23 protein-coding genes are annotated in these 20,982 nt (G+C 61.3%); 19 read left to right on the top strand and 4 right to left on the bottom strand.

What is annotated here, in order from left to right:
- The first annotated feature begins 6 nt into the window (after nucleotides 1-6).
- The 7 genes from QMX79_RS04510 to QMX79_RS04480 all read left to right on the top strand — a co-directional run bounded on the left by QMX79_RS04510 (nucleotide 7) and on the right by QMX79_RS04480 (nucleotide 5,604).
- Complete coding sequence (locus QMX79_RS04510) at nucleotides 7-516, top strand: phage major tail tube protein (RefSeq protein WP_282244822.1); 510 nt, start codon at nucleotides 7-9, stop codon at nucleotides 514-516.
- 216 nt (nucleotides 517-732) lie between these two features.
- A complete protein-coding gene (locus QMX79_RS04505) occupies nucleotides 733-1,005 on the top strand; it encodes a phage tail assembly protein (RefSeq protein WP_282244893.1) in 273 nt (90 codons plus the stop codon).
- Nucleotides 1,006-1,013: 8 nt separating this feature from the next.
- The gene (locus QMX79_RS04500; protein ID WP_282244820.1) at nucleotides 1,014-1,130 is read left to right on the top strand and encodes a GpE family phage tail protein; all 117 of its coding nucleotides are present in this window, start codon (nucleotides 1,014-1,016) and stop codon (nucleotides 1,128-1,130) included.
- 12 nt (nucleotides 1,131-1,142) lie between these two features.
- Complete coding sequence (locus tag QMX79_RS04495) at nucleotides 1,143-1,280, top strand: hypothetical protein (RefSeq protein ID WP_282244817.1); 138 nt, start codon at nucleotides 1,143-1,145, stop codon at nucleotides 1,278-1,280.
- 22 nt (nucleotides 1,281-1,302) lie between these two features.
- On the top strand, nucleotides 1,303-4,167 hold the full coding sequence (locus QMX79_RS04490) for a phage tail tape measure protein (protein ID WP_282244815.1): 2,865 nt from the start codon (nucleotides 1,303-1,305) through the stop codon (nucleotides 4,165-4,167).
- Between the two features lie 10 nt (nucleotides 4,168-4,177).
- Nucleotides 4,178-4,576, top strand: a complete 399-nt coding sequence (locus QMX79_RS04485; protein ID WP_282244813.1) for a phage tail protein — start codon at nucleotides 4,178-4,180, stop codon at nucleotides 4,574-4,576.
- Nucleotides 4,573-5,604 (top strand): phage late control D family protein, encoded by a 1,032-nt coding sequence (locus QMX79_RS04480; RefSeq protein WP_282244812.1) that lies wholly within the window; start codon nucleotides 4,573-4,575, stop codon nucleotides 5,602-5,604. The genes QMX79_RS04485 and QMX79_RS04480 overlap by 4 nt, the downstream gene beginning before the upstream one ends.
- Before the next feature lie 386 nt (nucleotides 5,605-5,990).
- Here QMX79_RS04480 and QMX79_RS04475 read toward each other — a convergent pair whose 3' ends face one another.
- Nucleotides 5,991-6,359 (bottom strand): XRE family transcriptional regulator, encoded by a 369-nt coding sequence (locus QMX79_RS04475; protein WP_282244809.1) that lies wholly within the window; start codon nucleotides 6,357-6,359, stop codon nucleotides 5,991-5,993.
- A 130-nt stretch (nucleotides 6,360-6,489) separates the two neighbouring features.
- Here QMX79_RS04475 and QMX79_RS04470 point away from each other — a divergent pair, with 130 nt between their 5' ends.
- The 10 genes from QMX79_RS04470 to QMX79_RS04425 all read left to right on the top strand — a co-directional run bounded on the left by QMX79_RS04470 (nucleotide 6,490) and on the right by QMX79_RS04425 (nucleotide 12,733).
- Complete coding sequence (locus tag QMX79_RS04470) at nucleotides 6,490-6,747, top strand: DNA-binding protein (protein WP_282244807.1); 258 nt, start codon at nucleotides 6,490-6,492, stop codon at nucleotides 6,745-6,747.
- Nucleotides 6,744-7,085: an ogr/Delta-like zinc finger family protein gene (locus tag QMX79_RS04465; protein WP_282244805.1), complete on the top strand. Its 342-nt coding sequence runs from the start codon at nucleotides 6,744-6,746 to the stop codon at nucleotides 7,083-7,085. Before QMX79_RS04470 ends, QMX79_RS04465 begins: the two co-directional genes overlap by 4 nt.
- Before the next feature lie 66 nt (nucleotides 7,086-7,151).
- Entirely contained in the window at nucleotides 7,152-7,358 is a 207-nt protein-coding gene (locus QMX79_RS04460; protein WP_282244803.1) for a hypothetical protein, read from the top strand.
- A 329-nt stretch (nucleotides 7,359-7,687) separates the two neighbouring features.
- Nucleotides 7,688-7,918 carry a hypothetical protein gene (locus tag QMX79_RS04455; protein WP_282244801.1) on the top strand — a complete coding sequence of 77 codons (231 nt, stop codon included), beginning with the start codon at nucleotides 7,688-7,690 and terminating at the stop codon, nucleotides 7,916-7,918.
- On the top strand, nucleotides 7,918-8,208 hold the full coding sequence (locus QMX79_RS04450) for a hypothetical protein (RefSeq protein WP_282244798.1): 291 nt from the start codon (nucleotides 7,918-7,920) through the stop codon (nucleotides 8,206-8,208). The genes QMX79_RS04455 and QMX79_RS04450 overlap by 1 nt, the downstream gene beginning before the upstream one ends.
- Nucleotides 8,208-8,471, top strand: a complete 264-nt coding sequence (locus QMX79_RS04445; RefSeq protein ID WP_282244795.1) for a hypothetical protein — start codon at nucleotides 8,208-8,210, stop codon at nucleotides 8,469-8,471. Before QMX79_RS04450 ends, QMX79_RS04445 begins: the two co-directional genes overlap by 1 nt.
- A 122-nt stretch (nucleotides 8,472-8,593) precedes the next feature.
- Complete coding sequence (locus tag QMX79_RS04440; RefSeq protein WP_282244793.1) at nucleotides 8,594-11,296, top strand: toprim domain-containing protein; 2,703 nt, start codon at nucleotides 8,594-8,596, stop codon at nucleotides 11,294-11,296.
- Nucleotides 11,297-11,380: 84 nt separating this feature from the next.
- Entirely contained in the window at nucleotides 11,381-11,806 is a 426-nt protein-coding gene (locus QMX79_RS04435; RefSeq protein ID WP_282244791.1) for a hypothetical protein, read from the top strand.
- Complete coding sequence (locus tag QMX79_RS04430; protein WP_282244789.1) at nucleotides 11,799-12,059, top strand: hypothetical protein; 261 nt, start codon at nucleotides 11,799-11,801, stop codon at nucleotides 12,057-12,059. The genes QMX79_RS04435 and QMX79_RS04430 overlap by 8 nt, the downstream gene beginning before the upstream one ends.
- 281 nt (nucleotides 12,060-12,340) lie before the next feature.
- Nucleotides 12,341-12,733 carry a hypothetical protein gene (locus QMX79_RS04425; protein WP_282244787.1) on the top strand — a complete coding sequence of 131 codons (393 nt, stop codon included), beginning with the start codon at nucleotides 12,341-12,343 and terminating at the stop codon, nucleotides 12,731-12,733.
- 90 nt (nucleotides 12,734-12,823) lie between these two features.
- On the opposite strand, the gene QMX79_RS04420 is transcribed toward QMX79_RS04425, so the two are convergent.
- The 3 genes from QMX79_RS04420 to QMX79_RS04410 all read right to left on the bottom strand — a co-directional run bounded on the left by QMX79_RS04420 (nucleotide 12,824) and on the right by QMX79_RS04410 (nucleotide 17,172).
- Complete coding sequence (locus QMX79_RS04420) at nucleotides 12,824-13,753, bottom strand: hypothetical protein (RefSeq protein WP_282244785.1); 930 nt, start codon at nucleotides 13,751-13,753, stop codon at nucleotides 12,824-12,826.
- Nucleotides 13,754-14,957: 1,204 nt separating this feature from the next.
- Nucleotides 14,958-16,103, bottom strand: coding sequence for a hypothetical protein (locus QMX79_RS04415; RefSeq protein WP_282244783.1), 1,146 nt, complete (start codon nucleotides 16,101-16,103; stop codon nucleotides 14,958-14,960).
- 28 nt (nucleotides 16,104-16,131) lie between these two features.
- Nucleotides 16,132-17,172: a nucleoid-associated protein gene (locus QMX79_RS04410; RefSeq protein WP_282244782.1), complete on the bottom strand. Its 1,041-nt coding sequence runs from the start codon at nucleotides 17,170-17,172 to the stop codon at nucleotides 16,132-16,134.
- Nucleotides 17,173-18,426: 1,254 nt separating this feature from the next.
- Between QMX79_RS04410 and QMX79_RS04405 the strand changes: the two genes are divergently transcribed.
- Together QMX79_RS04405 and QMX79_RS04400 are read left to right on the top strand one after the other, a co-directional pair.
- Complete coding sequence (locus tag QMX79_RS04405; RefSeq protein ID WP_282244780.1) at nucleotides 18,427-19,728, top strand: RES domain-containing protein; 1,302 nt, start codon at nucleotides 18,427-18,429, stop codon at nucleotides 19,726-19,728.
- A 78-nt stretch (nucleotides 19,729-19,806) separates the two neighbouring features.
- Nucleotides 19,807-20,619 (top strand): hypothetical protein, encoded by an 813-nt coding sequence (locus QMX79_RS04400; protein ID WP_282244778.1) that lies wholly within the window; start codon nucleotides 19,807-19,809, stop codon nucleotides 20,617-20,619.
- Nucleotides 20,620-20,982: the final 363 nt, after the last annotated feature.

Here is a 20,982-nt window from a genome sequence, read left to right as displayed (position 1 = left end):
CATCCCATGTCCCTGCCCCGCAAACTGAAGAACCTCAACCTGTTCAACGATGGCGAGAGCTATCTCGGCCAAGTCACCGAGTTCAAGCTGCCGACCCTGACCCGCAAGATGGAGGAATACCGCGCCGGCGGCATGCTCGGCCCCATCGACGTAGATATGGGCCAGGAGAAGATCGAAGCCGAGTGGAAGTGCGGCGGCCTGATGCTGCAGGTGCTGCGCCAGTATGGCGCGATCCGACACAACGCCGTCCAGCTGCGCTTTGCTGGCGCGTATCAAAGTGAAGACAGCGAGACCGTGGACTCGGTCGAAATCGTGCTGCGCGGTCGCCACAGCGAGGTCGATGCCGGTACCGGCAAGGTCGGCGATGACACCGAGTTCAGCGTCAAGACCTCGATCAGCTATTACAAGCTGGTGATCAACGACCGTACCGAGATCGAGATCGATCTGGTCGGCATGGTCTTCCTGGTCAACGGCGTGGACCTGCAGGCCGCCCAGCGCCGCGCCATCGGCTACTGATTTTCCGCCCGGCTACGGCCGGGCCCCAACCCAGAGAGAGACAACGTGAACGATCAACCCACCACCAGCGTCGCCGAACACGCCCTGTACCGTGCCGACGGCGCACCGCGCGAGGGTATCGCGGTCCGCAACGATGCGGCCCACACCGACACCTTCTCCGCCAACACCGTGGCCGGCACCCAGGCGCCGGCGCCGGCGCAGCCGCAGCCCGGTTCCATCCTGCTGGAAACCCCGATCCGTCGCGGCGACCAGGTGATCAGCAGCCTGACCCTGCGCAAGCCGGACGCCGGCACGCTGCGCGGCATCAAGCTGGCTGACCTGCTGCAGATGGACGTGGGCGCCTTGACCACGCTGCTGCCGCGCATCAGCACGCCGACGCTGACCGCCGCCGACGCCGCCAAGCTCGACCCGGTCGACCTGGTGGCCATCGCCACCGAAGTGGGCAATTTTTTCTTGACGAAGGCGCAGCGGGAATTCCCGTCTGCGTAGAGGATTTCATGGCCGATATCGCGGTGATGTTTGCGTTTTCGCTCACCGAGCTGTCGGCCATGTCCCTTGCTGAATTGGTCGAGTGGCGCGAACGCGCCCGAGTACGTAGCGGAGCAGACCAGTGATACAGTTCGCCCATGGCCACCCTCATCGTCACCCTGTTCGCCATTTGCCTGCTCGCTGCGGTCGGCGTGCTGCTGGTGTGGGCGCTGAGCGCGTTGTGCCGCTTCCTGGGCGCGCTGCTGCCCGATCCCAGCGAGACGCCCTCGCCGTAGTCGTCCCCCGGGTTGTCATCGCATGAGCGGTGGCAACCTTCGGCTGCAGGTCGTCCTGCAGGCCCTCGACCAGGCCACTGGCCCGTTCCGCAAAGTGCTCGCCGGGAGCAAGGGACTGTCGGCCGCGCTGCAGCAGCAACAGGCCACGCTGCGCCGGCTCAACGCCGCCCAGCGCGACGTCAGTGCCTTCCGCCAGCAGCAAGAGGCCACGCGCGGCACTGCCTTGGCCCACCGCGAGGCGCAGGAGCGGGTACGGCAGCTGGCCGTGCAGGTCGCTGCTACCGCCGCGCCGACGCGCAAGCTCAACAACGAATTCAAGCAGGCCAAGGCCGCCGCCGGCCTACTCAAGACCCAGCACCAACAGCAGGCCGTGGAGCTGCAACGCCTGCGCGGTGGCTTGGAACGTGCCGGCATCAGCACCCGACAACTGGGCACCCATGAGCGTAAGCTGCGCGGCGATATCGCCGCCGCCACCACCCAGATGGAACAGCAGCGCGCCCGCCTGGCGTCGCTGGATGCGGCCATGGCGCGTAGCCGGAAGGTCCACAGCGCCGGCATGAACGCAGCCGCCCACGGAGCAGGCATCGCCTTTGCCTCCATGGCCGCGCTGCGGGTGCAGGGCTTCCCCATCGCCCAGGCCATGACGTTCGAGTCGGCGATGGCCGATGTGAAGAAGGTGGTCAACTTCGACACGCCTGAGCAGTTCCAGCAGATGAGCCAGGACGTGGAGGATCTCTCGCGTCGCCTGCCCATGGTGCCGGCCGATATCGCCAAGATCGTCGCTGCCGCTGGCCAGGCCTCGATCCCGCGCGAAGAGCTGGTGCGCTTCGCGGAGGACGCGGCGAAGATGGGCGTGGCCTTCGACACCAGCGCTGAAGAGGCGGGCCAGACCATGGCCACCTGGCGCACCGCGTTCAAGATGGGCCAGGACGATGTGGTTGTGCTGGCCGACAAGATCAACTACCTGGGCAACACCGGTCCCGCCAGCGTCCAGAAGATCAGCGAAGTGGTGAACCGCATCGGCGCGCTCGGTGAGGTGGCTGGCCTGGGCAGTGGCCCGCTTGCCGCGCTGGGCGCCACCGTGGCCGGTATGGGCATCGAGTCCGAGGTGTCGGCCACCGGCATCAAGAATATGCTGCTCACGCTGTCTTCGGGCGACGCTGCGACCAAGAGCCAGATCACCGCCTTCAAGAAGCTTGGCCTCAATGCCAAGGACATGGCCAACGCCATGCAGAAGGATGCAGGCGGGGCAATTGTGGGCGTGCTGGAGAAGCTGAAGACGCTGCCCAAGGCCGAGCAGGCCGCGACGATGACCCAGCTGTTCGGGCGCGAATCCATCGGCGCCATCGCCCCACTGCTGACCAATCTGGACCTGCTCAAGGGCAACTTCGACAAGGTCACCGACGCCCAGAAGTACGGCGGCTCGATGGGCGCCGAGTATGCCGCGCGTGTGGCTACCTCCGAAAATGCGCTGCAGCTGCTCAAGAACAGCGCGCTGGTGGTGGCACAGTCCATCGGCAAGACGCTGCTGCCCGACTTCAAGGCTTTGGTGGATCGAACCGCTCAGGTCATCGGCAAGGTCACCGAGTGGGTGCGCGCCAATCCACAGCTGGTGGCCACCATCGCCAAGGTCGTGGTTGTTGGCACCGCGCTCGCCACCGTCCTGGGCGGTCTGCTGGTCGCCGGCGGCGTCGGCGCCATGGCTCTGACCCAGATCCACAAGGCTGTGTCGCTGCTGAGCGGCGGCGGCGGTATTGGCCGCTTGGTAGGCCAGGTCGTATCGCTCGGCGGACGCGCCTTCCCCATGCTGCTCAACGTGGGCCGCATGCTGCTGCCGCTGCTCGGTGGCGTCAGCGCGCCGGTGCTGGCCATCGGCCTGGCCATCGGCGTGGTGGCGGCGTTGGTGTGGAAATACTGGGGGCCGATCAAGGCATTCATGGTCGGCGTGTGGCAGGGCGTGATGGACGTGGTCGGCCCGATCATGACCGAGCTGATGACCGCCCTGGAACCACTCGCGCCGGTGTGGGACATGGTGTCCAGCGCCATGGGCCAGGCTTGGGGGTGGGTGCAGAAGCTGTTCGCCCCCTTCGCCGCCACCAGCGAGCAGTTGCACGGTGCAACCGACGCCGGCCGCGGATTCGGTCAGATCCTGGGCACCGTGCTGACGGTGAACCTGCGCATGGCGGTGACGGCGCTCGGCTGGTTGGTGTCAGCCTTCACCACGATCCTTCCGATCATCCAGAACGCGGTGGGTGGCGCGTGGCAGTACCTGCAGGGCGCATGGAACCTGATCGTCGGGCTGTTCACCGGCAACGGCGACCGGATCCGCCTGGGCCTCACCATGATGTGGCAGGGCATCAACCAGGTGCTCATGGGCTGGCCGGCGAGCATGATGCAGGCCGGCGTTGACATGATCGCCGGGCTGGTTGGCGGCATCACCTCCATGGGCGGCGCTGCGCTCGATGCGGTCTCCGGCATCGCCTCGGGCATTACCAGCAAGTTCAAGGGAATGCTCGGCATCCACAGCCCCTCGCGCGTGTTCGCCCAGTTCGGTGACTTCACAATGCAGGGCCTGGCCGGCGGTCTGGACCGCAGCCAAGGCGAGCCGCTGCAGCAGGTGACCAGCCTGGGCGACCGCATGAAGCAGATGGGCGCCGGAATCGCACTGGGCGCCGCCTCCATGCCCGTCCTGGCCGCCGGCGCGCCCGTACTCGCCCCAAACGCTGGAGCTGCCGCAGCGGGCGCCTCCGGGCCTGCTGTCTACAACATCAACGTCACCGCGCCGGCCGGCAGCGACGCCCAGGCGCTCGCCCAGCTGATTCGGCAGGCCATTGACGACCACGAACGCAGCAAGGCCACGCGCCAAGGCTCGCGGTTGAGCGACTGAGATCCCTCCAATGATGATGACCTTCGGCACCTTCGTTTTTTCCCTGTCCACCGCCGCTTACGAGCAGCTGCAGCGGCAGATGACGTGGAAACACGCCTCCAGCGAGCGCGTGGGCGCGCGCCCTGCTCGGCAGTACGTCGGCCCGGGCGACGACACCATCAGCCTGCAGGGCAGCATCAGCGCCGAGCTGACCGACAACCTGCTGGTGCTGGACGAACTGCGCGAGCTGGGCGATGAAGGTCGACCACACGCCTTGGTGGAGGGCACTGGTCGCGTCTATGGCGCCTATCTGCTGGTGAGCCTCAACGAAACGCGCAAGGAATTGTTCAGCGATGGCGTGCCGCGCTTGATCGAGTTCCAGCTCCAGCTGGAGCGAGTGGACGATAGCGCGGCCGAGGCCAGTACGTGAGCGGCGCCCCCTATCCGCAGGTCGCGTGGCGCGTCGTGCTCGATGGCCTAGACCTCACCGACCGCATCGCTCCCCGCCTGCTGGATCTCACCTTGACCGAAAGCCGGGGCGACGAGGCCGACCAGGTGGATCTACGGGTGCATGACCATGACGGTCGTGTTGCCCTTCCCCGCCGTGGGGTCACCCTGCAGCTGGCCATCGGATGGCGCGACAGCGGGCTGTTCGATAAGGGCACGTTTGTCGTTGACGACGTGGAGCACAGCGGCGCGCCTGACATTCTCACGATCCGTGCCCGCTCGGCCGACCTCACCGGTGCCGTGCGCAGCCGGCGCGAACGCAGCTGGCACGACACGACTTTGGGCGCGATCCTGGGCACCATCGCCGGGGAACACTCGCTCCGAGCATCCATCGCCGAGGATCTGGCCAAGGTGCGTGTGCCCCACCTTGACCAGGCCAACGAGAGCGACATCAACCTGCTGACGCGCCTTGGCAAACGCTTCGACGCTGTGGCCACGGTCAAGGCGGGGACATTGGTGTTCGCGCCCATCGGTGCGGGTACCACGTCCAGCGGTCAGCCTCTTCCTGGCGTAACCATCGTGCGTGCATCGGGCGACCAGCACCGATTCTCGGTATCTGACCGCGATACCTACACCGGCGTGCGTGCCTACTGGGGCGACCGCAGTGCGGCACGGCGCAAAGCGGTGCTGGTCGGTACCGACAAGAACGAGAAGAAGCTGCAGCCGACGTACGCCACAGAAAGCGAGGCCCGGCAGCAGGCGCAGGCAGAGTTCCAGCGCTTGGGGCGCGGCACCGCGCAACTGAGCTACCGACTGGCGCTCGGGCGCGCAGACATCTATCCGGAGCAGACCGTCAACGTGAGCGGGTTCAAGCCGGAGATCGACGGCACCGACTGGCTGGTGGTCAAGGCGACTCACACCGTCGACGGCGGCAGCGGGTTCGTCACTGCATTGGAGCTTGAACGCGGCGGCGGATCCACTGAAGAATCTTCGGCTTCACGTAGCGTGTAACGACGCCCGCCACCAGGAACATGGCCGCATGGGCAAGGGTCGACCCACAGGCCGACTCGACCGCAGGTGAGGGATAGGTTGCCTGCCAGATCGCCACAGCAATGAGTGCAGTGGACAAAGGGCGCCCCGTTTCCGTGGGCGCCCTTCTTGGTTCTTCGATGCAGGCGGCGCGCTGTCGCTCTGCGAGGGGGCACTGCATCTGCACGTCACCCGTGAACACCTGGCCGATCACGGCCCCTTCAAACACGGTTTGACCGCTGCAACCGCACGTCACCGCACCACGCTCCACACCCGCACTGCAACCCATAGTCCTTCACTCTCTATCGCGCGCCACACCGGCGCCACATGCGCGGGTAATAGCGGCCTCAATAGAGCTTGGGGTGAGGCTATGCGTGCGGCTTTTTCGCTGCCTTGGCGGGCTTGACCACGATCTTCTGTCCGCGCAGGTCAACGTCGCCACTCAACTGCTGGCCAATCGTGGCGTTGGGGAAATTGGTACGCGGGGCTGCGCCGAGTTCCTGGGCGTCGCCAGACAACGCCGCGACGGCAGCAACTCGCGCATGCGGTGTCGCTTTTCGCCACATCGCGAGCAGATCTGCGTCGGCTTCGCTCACGCGCTCGCGGCGCCCCACCAGCAGGTAGGTCACGTCCACGCCCAACTTGTCGCCCTCAACGAAGTAGGCGCCGCCTGGGAGGTGTGCGTCCTGCTCGAACAGGATCTGGGTCCGCTTGGCCACTCCGCAGGCCGCTGCCATGGCTTCCTGAGTCAGACCCAGTCGCTTCCTTTCTTCCTTCAGCCTTGTACCCACAGACACTTGAAAACCCCCTTGACAGGTGCAGTTAACTTCACCACGATTCACGCAGCTTTTACACAGGGGAAACGGAATGAAGGCCAAACGGACCGCCAAACCGAAGCTGCGTACACCGGACGAAGCCCGGCAGTGGCTGCGCGATAACGGCATCACGGTCATCGCTTTTACCAAGCAGAACAATCTCTGCCGGCATGCGGTGAATGACGCCCTGCGCGGTATTGGCAAGGGGAACTATGGGAAGTCCCACGCTGCTGCTGTTGCGCTTGGCATCAAGCCCGACCCCAATTCTTGCACAAATCCCAGCAAACCCGCGCGTAGGAAAAGCCCGTGAGTTCGCGGCTGGGAGGCCGTGCCGTTTTCTCCTGCGAGGCCTGCGGGAGCCGTCTCATCAAGCGCACCAGCTCGCTGGCGCACAAGTTCCTGCGCAACGACGCCTACGTGTGTGAGAACCCGCTCTGTGGTGCCAGCTACAGCGGCCATTCCGAGCTGACAGGGATTGCCAGCCCGAGCGGCGTGCCCAGGGCGCTGCCCAGCGAGCTGCCGCCCACGCCGGGCTTCCTGCGCGCCCAGCTACACCAGGCATGGAAGCAAGACAGGGGATGCAACCAGCTCGACCTGCTGGATGCGGTCGAGGCCGCGACCGAACACGGCGCGCAACACCACGCCTAAGAGAGGCGTACCGATGTCCTACACAACCAACCCGGCGGCTCGGCCGCCGGTGCAGGAGCACTGCGCGTGACCATTCAGAAAACACACCGCGACGGCTGGGCGACGGCAATGGCCCCCGTGCTTGTTGCGACGCCTGCCAGGGAAAAGCACGTTTCGTTCGCCGAGAAGCAACGCGAGGCCGCTGAGCTGCGGGCGGACGTTGACGCGCACATTACCGCCGGTGGTGCCTTTGAGGTTCTGGCTGGCTACGCCTCTGCCGTGGTGCGCGCATGAACGCTCACAGCCTGTCGCCCGCTCCCATCAAATCCCATCAAATCCCCTTGACACCTGCCCACGGACGGAGCAACTATTCACGCGTCGCCGCACAATCGGCGACCGGGTTTGACAGCCCGACTAGGAGGCGCACCAGCGCCCATCACTCGATGCCAGGCGCTTTTTTGTTGCCCGGCGTCCTGCTGGGCGCATGCCAGCCAGCTTATGGCGGGCGGTGTGCGGGGGTCGCAAGGCCCGCCGGTGACTCCTACCGGTCTGTCAACCGCGCACCGTCCGCCACCCCGTTTGACAGCGGTATGGCGGACTCCGACAGACTAGGAGTTCGCACCATGTCCCTCGACACCCAAGCTACGCCCGCGCGGCAGATCGCCACCGTCTTCGGCTTTATCGCCGACACCCTCGAATGGCCCCACGATGACTACCAGGCGCTGATCGCCCGGCTGGTCGGCACTGGCACGTCCACGCTATCGCTGACCCTGGGCGACGTGCTGGACGCCTACACCGCCACGGCCAATGCCGCTGTGCACGAACGCGCTACTTCGCTGCGGGGTGGCCACTGATGCCCACGCCCAAGCACCCGAATCTGCGACCAGTGATTGACCTGGCCTCGGCCAGTCCGGGCATCGTTGTCCGCGCATCGACCGATAAGAACTGCGTTTTCGTCTCCTGCGTACACGCCGAGTCGAACGTGATTGTGTCCATGGTGGCGGCTTATTCCCATGTGATCCGCCCCGCAGCCGACCACGCGCTGCAGGTCGGCCAATCCATCTTCCTGCTTGCCCACGGCGAAGCCCAGCGCTTCTTCGCATGGCTGCATGGCGACAGCGACAGCGCACCGGGGGTTCACTGATGCCGAACCGAAACAGCCACCTGCCACCCGATCGCAATCCCGGGCCTCCTACGGCCGCCGATGACAGGGGCGCGCAACTGATCGCCGGTGCCGACTATCAGCGCCTCTGGCGCGCCGCGTTCGCATGTCGGCTCCTTGCAACGATCACGGAAGAGGTGGCCAAGGAACACGGCATCGATCCCAACGATACGGCCGCCGTTGCCGAGTACATCCGCGACGACATGTATCTGATTCTCAGCCGCTCCAAGCCCGCCGACGAATAACCCAGTACCGCTCCGACTCAGCGGCGCGCCAACGCCGCTGGACCCGGAACACCCTGCTCAGGAGAGAGCTATGTATTACCCCAACACCACCGCCTCATCCGCGGCGAAAGGCTGACCTGGCCATGCAAGAAGACATCCGCCAGCAAGTCCTGCAGCGCGTTGAGCGGGACTATGGCCTGAAGCACCGCACCAGCACCGACTACATGCGTGGGGGCAAGTGCCCTCACTGCGGCAAGAAGGAGCTGTACACCAGCTATTCCAAGCCGTGGGTGCTGCGCTGTGGTCGGCAGGCCAAGTGCGGACAGGAGGTGTTCGTTAAAGATCTCTACGACGACCTCTTTGATGACTACTCCAAGCGCCATGTACAGACCGAGGCCAAGCCGAACGCTGCGGCCGACGCCTACCTGCAGACGGCACGTGGGTTCGATCTGCGCCCCCTACAGGGCCTATATACGCAGGACAACTACTACGACCGGCGGATTTCCGCCGGTACCGCCACCGTGCGCTTCCCGCTGGCCAAGGGTGGCTGGTGGGAGCGCCTGATCGACCGCCCGCACCGGTTCGGTAAGCAGAAGGCGCGCTTTGCGCCGGGGCAGAGCTACGCCGGCGTGTGGTGGGCGGCCCCGGCGGCGCTGTCCGCCATGCGCGACGCCCGCGAGGTATGGATCGTGGAGGGCATCTTCGACGCCATTGCCCACCTCCAGCGCGGCAGCTGCGCGGTGTCGGCCATGTCGAGCAACGCCTATCCGGAAGCCTCGTTGCGCGAGCTGGCGGCGTCACGCCCTGGCAACCTCCCCACCCTGATCTGGGCATTGGACAATGAGCCCGGCGCACGCACCTACATCCAGCGGCACGCCAAGCGCGCCGAGAAGCTTGGCTTCAAGTGCAAAGCGGCCCAGATCGTCCAGCGCGACGGGAAGAAGACCGACTGGAACGACCTCCACCTGCGCGCACTGGCTGCAGACGATCAGCAGACCCAATGGGATGCTGACCTGGCCGAGGCGCGTTACCAGGGCGACCTGCTCATGGCACGCACGGCCATGGACAAAGGCCTGATCATCTACGGCCACGACAAGCAGTCGGAGTTCCATCTGGAACACCATTCGCGCCTGTACTGGTTCGAGTTCGACGCCTTGCGCTTCGAGAAGCTGTGCCGTGACCGCGCCAGCGACCGTGCCCTCGCCGAGGACGAAGAGCTGGAAGACGAGGAAATCGCCAAGATCCAGCGCGCCTCTGCCTCCGTGCGCCAGATCGCCAACTGCTACCCCGAAGCGCTGTACTTCCAGCGCCACGAAGCCACCGACGAAAGCTGGTACTTCTTCCGCGTGGATTTCCCCCACGATGCGCCCTCGGTCAAGGGCACCTTTACCGGCCCCCAAGTCGCCAGTTCGACCGAGTTCAAGAAGCGCATCATTAGCCTGGCCCAAGGCGCGGTGTTCAGCGGATCGGGCCACCAGCTGGACCGCATGATGGAAGATCAGCTGTTCAACATCAAAACCGTCGATACGGTCGATTTCGTTGGCTATAGCCCTGACCACGGCGCCTACATCTTTGGCGACATCGCGGTCCGCAATGGCGAGATCAGCCTGGCCAACGCCGAGGACTATTTCGAGTTCAGCAAACTGCGGCTCAAGACCACGCAGAAGTCCATCCGCATGGACATTCAGCGCGACCCGGAAGCATTCCGCACCGAGTGGATGGAGTGGTTGTGGCTGTGCTTTGGCACGCACGGCATGATCGCGCTGATCTTCTGGTTCGGCTCGCTGTTCGCCAACCAGATCCGCAGCGCCCATAAATCCTTCCCCTTCCTCGAAGCCACCGGCGAAGCCGGCGCCGGCAAGACCACGCTGCTGACGTTTCTGTGGAAGCTCCTGGCCCGCAGCGACTACGAGGGCTTTGACCCCGCCAAGTCGTCCAAGGCCGGCCGTGCGCGCGCCATGGGCCAGATTTCGGGCATGCCCGTCGTGCTGCTCGAGGCCGACCGTGACACGCCCGACAAGGCGCATTCAAAGTCGTTCGAGTGGGATGAGCTGAAGGACTACTTCGGCGGCGGCACGCTGGCAACGCGTGGCGTGCGCAACGGCGGCAATGACACCTACGAGCCGCCCTTCCGGGGCACCATCGTGATCAGCCAGAACGCAGCCGTGGACGCCAGCGAAGCGATCCTGACCCGTATCGTCAAGCTGCACTTCCGCAAGCCCCTTGTAACCCCTGAGAGCCGCATTGCGGCCGACAACCTCAACGCCCTGCAGGTGGAAGACCTGAGCCACTTCCTGATCAAGGCGGTGCGCTCGGAAGGCCAGGTGCTGGCGAAGTTCAAAGAGCGCGTGAGCTACTTCGAGGCCCGGCTACGCGAAAAGACGGATTTGCGACTGGAGCGTGTCATCAAGAACCACGCGCAGATGCTGTCGCTACTCGACTGCCTGCGCCTGGTGATCGAGGTGCCCGAGCACATGGTGGTGGCCACCCGTGACGCGCTGGTCGCTGCAGCCATGGAACGCCAGATGGCGATCAGCGCGGACCACAAGATCGTCAACGAGTTCTGGGAGACGTACGAGTATCTCGAAGGGCTGGCCAACGGCGAGCGCCCAATGCTCAACCACTCGCGCGACCCCAACAAAATCGCGATCAACCTCAACGAGTTCGTGGCGAAGGCCGGCCAGCATGGCCAAGCGGTTCCCGACCTGGTCGACCTCCGCAAGCATCTTCCCGATTCGCGGCGCTACAAGCTCATCAGCGCCAACACGGCGGTCAACAGCAACATCCGTAACACCATGCTCGGCAGCAGCTTCACGGTGAAGTGCTGGGTATTCAAAGCGAAGTAAGGCGACGTGCAACAAAGCGGTCCGGCGGGCGGTGCGCCAACACCACCCCAAGGCCATCTACCAACAGAAGCTCAGGAGAGAGCAATGCAAAAGATGAACGGCGAAGCCGCAACCACCCTCACATCTCCGCTGGATTCCAGCACCGGACACGGGGCGGAGGCTACCACGGGTGCGGGGAATGTGGGGATTGAAAGGGAAACGGCCAAAGAGTGCAGCGCCACGCTGGTGCTGCATGTCACCCACAACAAAGTGATCGCCACGGCGACCCTGAACATGGGGAGCACGAAAACTGCCCAGCGGGTGCTGGAGCGCCGCAAGGGGAACAGGAGCGGCTGGGTGCTGACCAAGGGCAGCGAAGAGTTTGACCAGGACCGCGCGTGGATCTCGGCCGAGCTGGCTGAGCTGGCTGACCGCCTGCCGTTCCCGTTCGAGGTGGCCAATATGCTGCCCGGGCGCAGGGCCTCCACCGGCTTGGTCGCCCAGGCTGCGCAGGAGGTGGCCAATGGCTAAGTCAATCGTCGTTTACGGGCCGCAGGGGAGCGGGAAGACCCGTCATGGCCGTGCAATAGCCGAGAGGCACGGCCTGAGCCGGGTGATCGACTTGGAAGACGTGCAACTCATGGGCGAACGCCTGCAGCGGCAGGGGTTCGTTTACCTGTCCTGCAGCCAGAGCTACGCGGAGCGCGCCGCCAGGCTGCTCGGCACCGAGGTCGTTCACATTGACCAGGCGCTGGCAGGCATTGCAGGGGTATCCCATGGCTGAGCTGCTATTGCTCCTGCTGGCACCCGCCGCCGGCGGCGCGCTGCTGTATCGCCTCTGGGCCACCCGGCCCGAGCCTCGCCGCCACAGCGGCCTAGCCGTGGGTCAAATCCCGCAGCGGCTTCGCCGCCGCCCGGAGATGGCCGTACGCCGCGCTGGGGGTGCTGCGTGACCCAGAAGGAGATGACGGCACCCAGGTCGATCCCTCCCTGTCCGGCCGGCCATGCAGCGCGCTACATTCACGATGGACGTAGGTTGGAGGCAAAGGGCGGAGACTTCATCGAATGTCGCTGCAGCCGCACGGCGAAGTGCGCCACGTTCGACTTGGCATGGGCAAACTGGCACAAGCTGCACAGGCTTCAGGCGGTTACGACGTCACCCAGACCCCCCGCACCCGCACCGCAGCTTCAGCTGCGGCTGGTAGGAGGAACGGGCTAATGACTACCGTGACAACCGGAGGGGGTGGCTTCGCGACGTTCTGGATGCTGTTTGGGCAGTATGGTGCGACTCTTACAATCGAGCAGCTCCGCGACGCTTACTTCCCTTCGTCTAGCATGAAGACCATGGCCAACCGTCACAGCGCCGGCCTGTTGCCACCGCGCACCTGCGACGTCTACGACACGCGCGATGTCGCCGATTGGTGGGACCGCCAGAGAAAAGCCGCAGTCAATCACTAGCACGTCGGAACGATTGTGGGGCGTGAGCCGGTCATGACTCTTCCATAGGGCCGTAACGCAGGTTGCGGCCCTTGCCTTTTGTCGGAGCGGTCATGCTTTCCCTTCTTTTCTCTCGCGCCGCTCGGCGGCCCTACGCTGCTGTCGCGAACCACCCACAGTAGTGGAATCCTTTACTTCGCCATACTCATACGCCTGCCCATAGTTGAGCGGACTTTGCCTCCTGTGTATGCCAAGTGTGTCGAGCTTAACCCTCAGTTCGGCGAGATCCGATTCACTGAGCGGCTCGGCCTCAAGGACGATCAGATCCTCAGAGCTCTCCCGATAACCTCGGACGGGATGATCCACTGCAATTCCTACAATTGTCTTCGCCTCTGGTACACGGGAGGGCGTGCCATGGACGTATGCCATAAGGAAATTCTTGCGTCGCTCACGATACTCTTGCCTGCTCCAATTCGGGTGGCACGGCATGCAAGCGAACACGTACGCTCGTTCTGGCCACTGCCTGGCCCACAAAACCCTGGTGCGAGATTGTTCGGGGGTGGAGCGTGCACCCATCATCATGTCATTGAAGGAATCAACGAGAATTCTTCGTTGAAATCTGCTCTCGCTCGCCATTACGCGTAAGGCGAGCTCTACGCTCCCAGGGGGTACAGCCTCGTAGGTTCCATAGCGAGGATTTCCGATGCGTATAAACGACTCGATTTGTCTGTCCCAGGCATAGCTATCCGAATCTGCGCGGAGCTTCTGCATGTACCTTTCGCTACCAAAAAATTCAGCCGCCACGCCCCATTGAATGTGAAGCAAGTCTGCAGTGCCTTGCATCTCATGCTCAGTGCTGTTCAGCAGCCGCCCTTCGAGGGTCCTTGCGAGGTAAGTTGCTAGAAGAGCCTCCTCCCCTTCACAGAGGATCAACGGCTTTCGAGCCATTAGAGCGGCCTGGCGCGCAACCAGGTAATCGATAAAATCTGGCGCTGTGTCTAATCGCTGCATCACGAAGCTTAAGGCTTCTTCGTCGAACACGTGGACGAAATCTGTGTGCGAAACTCCTACCTCGAATGGCCTCCCGACACTCTCCAGCGGCACCCCACTATTGAGAACTAGACTTCCGCTCCCGCTTTGGAAATACTCCGCACAGTGCCGAGAAGTCCCTCGAGTCGTTGCGACTAGGTGAACGCGACGTTGAGCCGACGAGGGAATGGAAACGGGCAAGGGACGGGTGCATTGCGGATCCAGAAATACCTGGTCAGGAAATCGCGTGAGCCAGCTTCTCGCACCTCTGAGCTGCCTTACCGACTTTTGGATCGCCTTCTTTTGCCATCTTGGCCATGCGATGTTGAGATCGACATCACCATGAAATTCAACGTGCTTATCCGAGAAGATAATTACGTCGTCACCGAAAACCACAAGGACGTCACTAAATTCCTTCCCACTCGATTGGCTGTCGCGAAGACCCTCTGAGGTGTATGTATTTGGGTGCGACCAGAGGCTGAGAAACGACGTTGCACAGAGCTGAATAAGCGTCCTTTCGGATTCGTTAGCCCCCTCCGACTCCGAAAGATCAAATACCCCGCCTAGATCCTCATGCATGGCCCGACCATCCTGTCTAAGATCGTCAAAGAGTAGCTGAGACCTTGACGCGTAGCTGGTTCACCGCCATTTGGAGAAATTCAAGGATGTGCCATTAGTGTGCCATGCCCTTGGAACCCATTGCTACATCTAGCTGTCCGTCCAGTCCATCATGGGGGCGACGGAAAGGCGCAGGGAAGCGGCGTAGCGGTCTGCAGGGGTGGGAGGCAGGGTCATGGGTGTCGGATCAGGCTGGGAAGTGCTGGGATTGCCAGCGCGATCAATAGTTTACACCGGGCCACTGAACCGGGCCGGGATGGCGCGGACCGGGACGTACGTCAATGACGCACCCTAGAGTACGTACTTCCGCCCAGCGTGGGAGCGCCTTCTAGATAGAGGTACGCAGGTAACCAGTACCGCTTGTGCCGGACTGATGAAAAGCGCGGCCTAGGCCGATGGCATCCTAAACCGTGGCAACGCGGCATCGCGCGAGCTCCATGCCTGCCCCATGCAGGTTCGCGACATTCGTATGACTATGGCTTTCTCAGCAGAAGCTCTGCACCCATCATCCCAAGCTGGTAATGGCGCGCCGGGAAAAATTAGGCCCCAAGATCGCCCGCTACGAGGCAGTGGCGATAGCCTGCTTGGCAATCACTTTTTATGAGCGAGACCCAACCCTTGTGCCAGAGAGTATGTCGCGCCAGTAGTGCGAGATGCTGCCACCGGCGAGAGCATCCACGGCCATGTACGCCGTTAACAGAAAAACTAGCAAGACGAGCCACTTGATCAGTAGCAGCACATCTAGCTGAGTCTGAACGCGCTTCTTTAACGTATCAAGCGCACCTTTGTACTGGTCCGCTATACCCTGCGGCTGAGCCTCCAAGAGTTCACGTCGCAGCCGGATCTCGTCACCAATTGCCTCAACAGAATTGTCCTGATTCCCAACTAGCAGCCACATTAGAACGAAGAAGATAGCCATCCCCACAAGTACGGCGACGCTCTTTGTAGCGCTCGAAGCGTCAACGGTGGCGCCGGCAATGAGGAGTGCTGCCGGAAGGGCGAGCAACTGATTCTGAATCTCCGCCAAGGTCTTGTTCAGACGCAGTGCGTCCTCTAGGTTCTGCTTCTCCACCTCTCTCCGCACCTTTGCGGTCGAGAATTCTGCTAAGAACAGTGCATAGGATTGACGGATGTACATCATCAGGTGCTCGAAACCACTGATGACTTCTCCAAGACTGATGCAGCCCTCACGACCGAATTGCTCAACGATTCCCGTCCGGGCAATGGTCAGCTTCTCTTGCCTATGGAGGTCCGTTCCAGCGATATCTTGAATGAACGCTTGCAAAGAAGGAATCTGAATCAAGTCCTCTACGCCGTACCGCAGGGCGAGGCAAGCTTCCCGTGCGTGACCCACAACGAAGTGAAGTCTGTCGTCGCCCGTTCTGTATGACGCTACGTCCCTCAGCGCCTTCCATAGATCGACGGTGTCGAAATAGCACTTGACGGATGGTGGCAGGTCTTCGCTTACACCGTGTTGGTATCCCGTATCAAGGAGGGTGAACCTCTGGGGCACTTGGCCCAAGGCAGAAGATCGACGACGCAACATGTCGCCTAGGCTCGCGTATACAAACGCGTCCTGCGGGACAAACCTGATCTGCCGGCTGCCACGATTGGTGCCAGCCAAGAGCGCTGCGCCAGGAATGCCCTCCAAGACATCCGTGACTTCTTCGAAGCCATAGTCCCTCGGCAAAACACCAACCGTCACCCCCTTGTCTAACGGATCTGGATGCTGCTCTTCAAGCACGGAGAGCAGCCATAAGGCTGCGTCGTGCCTATTCGCCGGTGGGATCCTGTCCATACTGTCTCAACACTTCCCGGATGTCATCGGTGGGGTGAGGAATAACGAGCGCGTCAGCCTCTGGGTCATACTTGACACGCCCCTCGGCAGCATCCTCTACATCAAATGCGACGCTCACGGTACCCATTTTTGCGCTTAACCTGCGCAACTTGCGGAAGGTCTTCACGTGAGGCACAAACTGGTGACTCACCATCAGATCTAAAGCTTGAGGCCCCTCCGTCACAAATCCTGAGAATAGCTCCGGCTCTCCCGGCTCGACCGCAGCCGAGATTGTTTCCAGGACCACCCCTGAACGACCGTTCTCGAAGCACTGGAACAGGCGCTCCTTGGTTGCCTTCCAACGCTCCTGAGTATCATCCTCGTTGAGACCAAGCGCCAAAACGTAGGCTCGCGCTGCTTCGATCATCCTTTCCGTGTTCTGCTGCGCGGAAGTGTAATTAACACATGCTAGGGCGTCCCTGAAATACGCACTAACTTCGTCAGTACCACGCGCCTTGACAAATGTCAGGTACGCATCCTCTCCATTCTCCCAACGCGCGAATGAGACCTTTGCAGCTTCATGCAATTTGTCGGTGTCGATGACCAATGCGGGTTCAAGTTCGAGATCCTCGCTGATCCCGGCACCATCCCTCAGTTTCAGCATGGCAACAAGAAGGTATTCAACGCCGCCCTGTTCGTAATGGAGGAAAAAGGCGTGCCCTCCGGTCGCGCCTACGACCGATTGCATCCTACTTTCGATAATACCGACGACGAGCTGACTGAGCTCCAAGAAGTCGATCTCCATATCCCGGTACTCTTTCAGCCGAACAGGGAAGCGGTAAACGTCTTCATCGTCGCCGAAGGTTCCAGTATTGTTCCCACGCTTCGCGAAGAGCTTAACCGTCTGCTCGGCAACTCGACTAAGCAACTGATCCACGACCAGTAGCGTATCCCGCAGTTGAATCTCCACCGAACCCGCACCATGGGCATACTGATCCTTGGACAGGCGATGGATGGTGGCCTGCAATACATTCATTCTCCCTCCCGTTCTTCAGAAAGATCCTTCTGAGCGCAAAGCCGCGCGGGCCTGCCTTGACCTGGCGCTGATCACCGCTCCCGAAGCCGCATAGATTTTCGCTACTTTCGGCGAAAATAGCTAGGCGCTCCTTTTGGAAGGCGCAGGGAGTGTCGCTCCCTCAACATTTGCGCCCTGAGAGACTTTTGACCGAAGGATTCCCGCTGCGGGACGGCGCGGGCCAGCCGTGAACCACCGTCGCGTGCAAGAACAAAACTCGCACTGATCCCCGAGCGATCATGAGAGCCTGAAGGCTACGCTGCCCACTCTACCTGACGGGCTAAAAATTTACCCATACCATCCTCGGCGAGCCAGACGCTTATCCATGTCCACAAGTGTGTCCCATCATCGCGGTTAAGCCTGCTACTGAGTGCGAGAGCTGGAACTCTCGACGGCTGAACAGGAACACCACGATAGACCTCATAGGTCGGGTGCACTTGGCGCTCAGCTTCACGCGTCAAGCCACGAGTGTCATGTCCCTAGCCATCTGAACCCGGATTCCTCGAAGGAAAAACTTCGCCGTCCCTGAAAGTTCTTCTTCGCCTTCTTTGCATCAGTTCGTTGGACCAAGATGCGATCTATGCATGAGGACGTGACGTCGCGAGCCACTTAACTGTTGAACAGCAGCTTACGGGCCGAATTCCTTGCTGCGGTCGCGATCCTTCATGAACTAACACCTCGGACAGTCTGGTACGCATGGGATGCATGGGTTAAGCCGGAGAGATGCGACACTAAGCCCGAAGGATCGACAGCTTACATCCTTCATTACCGTCGCCTTCCCACTTCCTGAGTTGCAGTACTCTCTGGAATAGGATTCTCGCCTCGACTGATCTGCTCTTATCCGAAGTCCTCAGTACCCAGGGAGCCGCTGCGAATGCATAGCTTACCGGTAGGCCAAGGACGACGCGGCCGGACGGCCCAACGTGCGATGGACCCAAGCTTGGCTGAGCCGCTCACTCAAGTTTGTGGGGTTGATGTGGCCGATGCTCTTTGGCCAAAGGCGCCCGCCAGTAGCCTCCAACCAGTTGCTAACTGAGTTTGGCCGTTGATGTCTGCTAATGACCCAGTCGAACTGAGACCGCGCCTGTCCCAGCCACGGTCAGACCCTAGCGGGACCAACGACCAGGTGTCGCCGGGGGTCGAGAGGCTGGCTGTCGGAGGGCAACCCTCCCGCCACCGCGAATTCCGACCAATGTTCCCCCCCTTGGAAATGCCATGCGGAGCATCCATCTCCCGGTGGAAAAGGGGGACTACGATATGACAGATGGAATTTGCCACGAATGCATCCACGATGACTTCCTGAGAAGTCAAATCATCCGAGACGGTGACGTTGTTGCATGTACGGAGTGTGATACAGAAGCAGTTGGTATTACGCTAAAGGATGTCGGCAAGATCTTGGAGCCGCTGCTGCGCCAATACTATGTTACTGGCGACGAGTATCGAACGTACTCTGGGGGAGATGACGACGAGGGCTACACCGTTCAATCTGGGGAGAGCCTTTCTGCAATCGTAGAGGAGCAGCTTGGCAACTACTACAAGGCTCATGACCAAATAGTCGAAGCTGTCCAGCATGCAGAGGATTTCAATCCGTACGACGGAGATTCCGCATACTGGGACGAGGATACTTTTTACCAATTCAAGTTCATTACCTATGAGCCCAGTGATCTACCTAGCTGGCATCAGACGCGAGACGAGATCAAGCACGGCCGCAGGTTTTTCAGCCCTGCAGCACGTGCCATGTTCGATGAGCTATTCAAAGATATCCATCAGATTCAGGCGTGGACCAATGGGCAGCCGAAGCCCGTCTGCTACGAACTACCACCGAACGTGAAACTCTTCAGGGCTCGCGTCGTTGACACTGAGCTCGCACAGTCTTCCGCTATAGCGAACCCGAGCGCGGAGGTTGGCCCACCGCCTTCTCCGGTAGCTCGAAGTGGTCGCATGAATGCCGATGGCGTTTCAGTCCTCTATGCATCCACCGATGCAAATACGTGCATCGCAGAGATGCGTCCGGCGAACGGAAGCACTTTGGCAGTAATCCAGCTTACGACCCAGCGAGGCTTGCGCGTGCTCGATTTCTGTCTTCTTGAGAGCGCCTTGGGCGGAACTAGTCTCTTTGACCCCGATTTCGAGAGTAAACACATTCGACTAGGCGCGCTCCGACAACTGCACAAGTGGGTTACCGCGCCAGTTGTTCCCGGGCAGGAGGCAGACTACCTGATTACACAGACTATGGCCGAGTACTTGGCGCATGTATGCGAGGAGGCATTCGACGGGGTTCTGTTCCGCTCGGCCCAGAACGATGCAGGCATCAACGTTGTGTTGTTCTCAAGGGATATGCCTTTCGACGGAGACCTTACGGAGAGGTTTGGTGTGGCATATGCGGAGCGAAGTCTCGTGTTCGTCCGGATCCGCTCAGTCGCAGTTACGTATGAGGATCTGAAAGTCGTCAGCCATGATGGGAAGTCATATCTACTTGACTCTGACAGTAAGCGTGAGTACGACGATTGGTACTAACGCATAGACGCACCCGGTGAAACTGAGGTGCCAGCCATACTCCGCCGATACTCTTAGAGAAGCACACCAAGGAACACGATGAAGCTGTATCACTACACCGATGTAAGTGCCGTCCATTCGATACTTAGCACTCGAAAGCTTTGGCTGACCGATCTGCGCTTCATGAACGACTCTCAAGAGCTGCTACATGGCATCGACTTTCTACAGTCGGCGCTGAAGCAACAACCGTATGGATTGTTCTACAACAAGCACTATGCCGAGCAGGCAGTTGAGTACCTCGCGAGCTCACTTAGCAAGTATGAGGATGCGGCCCGCTTTGATGACCCCGTATTTGCTATGTCGTTCAGCGAGAAGGACGATCTGTTGAGCCAATGGCGCGGATACGGGGGCTATTCGGTCTGCTTCAACAGAGAGTACTTGGAGGACTGTGGTCTGAAGCTCAGCTCGTGCCTGTACACCAGGTCGTCCAAGCTGAACCGGGCACTGGTGGCCGCCTCGGACGCGGGCGCCAGGGTGTCATCGTGGATGGGCCGGGACCATGGCTGCATCGGGCTTGAATCGATCGATCAGCTTATCTCTTTAGTTGAGTTTGCGGCAACGTTCAAGGACGCTGGATTCGAGGAAGAGCGTGAGGTTCGGATGATCGCTCGACCCAACTCAAACGAGATCAAGTACCGGCCCAGGAACGGAATACTGGTGCCCTACGTTGAAATCGACATTCCAGCGGAGGCGATTGAAGGCGTATGTATCGGACCAGTTCGAGAGCAGGGGCTAGCTTCAGTGTCGATGGAGATGTTCATTAGTTCCGTTGAGAGTATCAATCGGTCGAACGGCGGCAACATCGGATGGTGCGTTCCAGTCGGAAGATCTAACACGCCCTATCGTAGTTGAGGGAAGCGCGCTCTATTTTCTGGAATCCAGAATGGCCTCTAGCGTAGGCACTGGTCTTGCAATGCAATGTGGCGTAAGAGCGCTGCCGGCACCATCGGGGAGTTGCAGACTTGATCCCCATGTAGGCGGATAGAGAGTGACCGTCCCATCTGTTCCTGTGCAGGTCCCAGGTGGATGCCGAGCTCCCTCACACACCCCAGTAGTGACCAGAACATAAAGATGCCCCCGCTTTTGCTCTTGGATTCAACCGGTCGACGCAACACACTGAAGACTGCTTACCGGCAGCAGGAGTGTTGCAGATGGAGCGCAGGCCAAGGATCTACTACAGCGACGCCCAGAAGGCTCTGATGTGGGAGCGATGGC

The sequence above is a fragment of the Stenotrophomonas sp. PS02300 genome (assembly GCF_029959395.1).
Taxonomy (GTDB): Bacteria; Pseudomonadota; Gammaproteobacteria; order Xanthomonadales; family Xanthomonadaceae; genus Stenotrophomonas; species Stenotrophomonas maltophilia_AD.
This window is presented reverse-complemented; position numbering and strand designations above follow the sequence as displayed.

What these genes read in the sequence shown, in the direction of transcription:
- QMX79_RS04510 (WP_282244822.1), top strand. Translation starts at nt 7, where the DNA reads ATGTCCCTGCCCCGCAAACTGAAGAACCTCAACCTGTTCAACGATGGC.
- QMX79_RS04500 (WP_282244820.1), top strand. Translation starts at nt 1,014, where the DNA reads ATGGCCGATATCGCGGTGATGTTTGCGTTTTCGCTCACCGAGCTGTCG.
- QMX79_RS04495 (WP_282244817.1), top strand. Translation starts at nt 1,143, where the DNA reads ATGGCCACCCTCATCGTCACCCTGTTCGCCATTTGCCTGCTCGCTGCG.
- QMX79_RS04490 (WP_282244815.1), top strand. Translation starts at nt 1,303, where the DNA reads ATGAGCGGTGGCAACCTTCGGCTGCAGGTCGTCCTGCAGGCCCTCGAC.
- QMX79_RS04485 (WP_282244813.1), top strand. Translation starts at nt 4,178, where the DNA reads ATGATGATGACCTTCGGCACCTTCGTTTTTTCCCTGTCCACCGCCGCT.
- QMX79_RS04475 (WP_282244809.1), bottom strand. Translation starts at nt 6,359, where the DNA reads ATGGCAGCGGCCTGCGGAGTGGCCAAGCGGACCCAGATCCTGTTCGAG.
- QMX79_RS04470 (WP_282244807.1), top strand. Translation starts at nt 6,490, where the DNA reads ATGAAGGCCAAACGGACCGCCAAACCGAAGCTGCGTACACCGGACGAA.
- QMX79_RS04455 (WP_282244801.1), top strand. Translation starts at nt 7,688, where the DNA reads ATGTCCCTCGACACCCAAGCTACGCCCGCGCGGCAGATCGCCACCGTC.
- QMX79_RS04450 (WP_282244798.1), top strand. Translation starts at nt 7,918, where the DNA reads ATGCCCACGCCCAAGCACCCGAATCTGCGACCAGTGATTGACCTGGCC.
- QMX79_RS04445 (WP_282244795.1), top strand. Translation starts at nt 8,208, where the DNA reads ATGCCGAACCGAAACAGCCACCTGCCACCCGATCGCAATCCCGGGCCT.
- QMX79_RS04440 (WP_282244793.1), top strand. Translation starts at nt 8,594, where the DNA reads ATGCAAGAAGACATCCGCCAGCAAGTCCTGCAGCGCGTTGAGCGGGAC.
- QMX79_RS04435 (WP_282244791.1), top strand. Translation starts at nt 11,381, where the DNA reads ATGCAAAAGATGAACGGCGAAGCCGCAACCACCCTCACATCTCCGCTG.
- QMX79_RS04430 (WP_282244789.1), top strand. Translation starts at nt 11,799, where the DNA reads ATGGCTAAGTCAATCGTCGTTTACGGGCCGCAGGGGAGCGGGAAGACC.
- QMX79_RS04425 (WP_282244787.1), top strand. Translation starts at nt 12,341, where the DNA reads ATGTCGCTGCAGCCGCACGGCGAAGTGCGCCACGTTCGACTTGGCATG.
- QMX79_RS04410 (WP_282244782.1), bottom strand. Translation starts at nt 17,172, where the DNA reads ATGAATGTATTGCAGGCCACCATCCATCGCCTGTCCAAGGATCAGTAT.
- QMX79_RS04405 (WP_282244780.1), top strand. Translation starts at nt 18,427, where the DNA reads ATGCGGAGCATCCATCTCCCGGTGGAAAAGGGGGACTACGATATGACA.
- QMX79_RS04400 (WP_282244778.1), top strand. Translation starts at nt 19,807, where the DNA reads ATGAAGCTGTATCACTACACCGATGTAAGTGCCGTCCATTCGATACTT.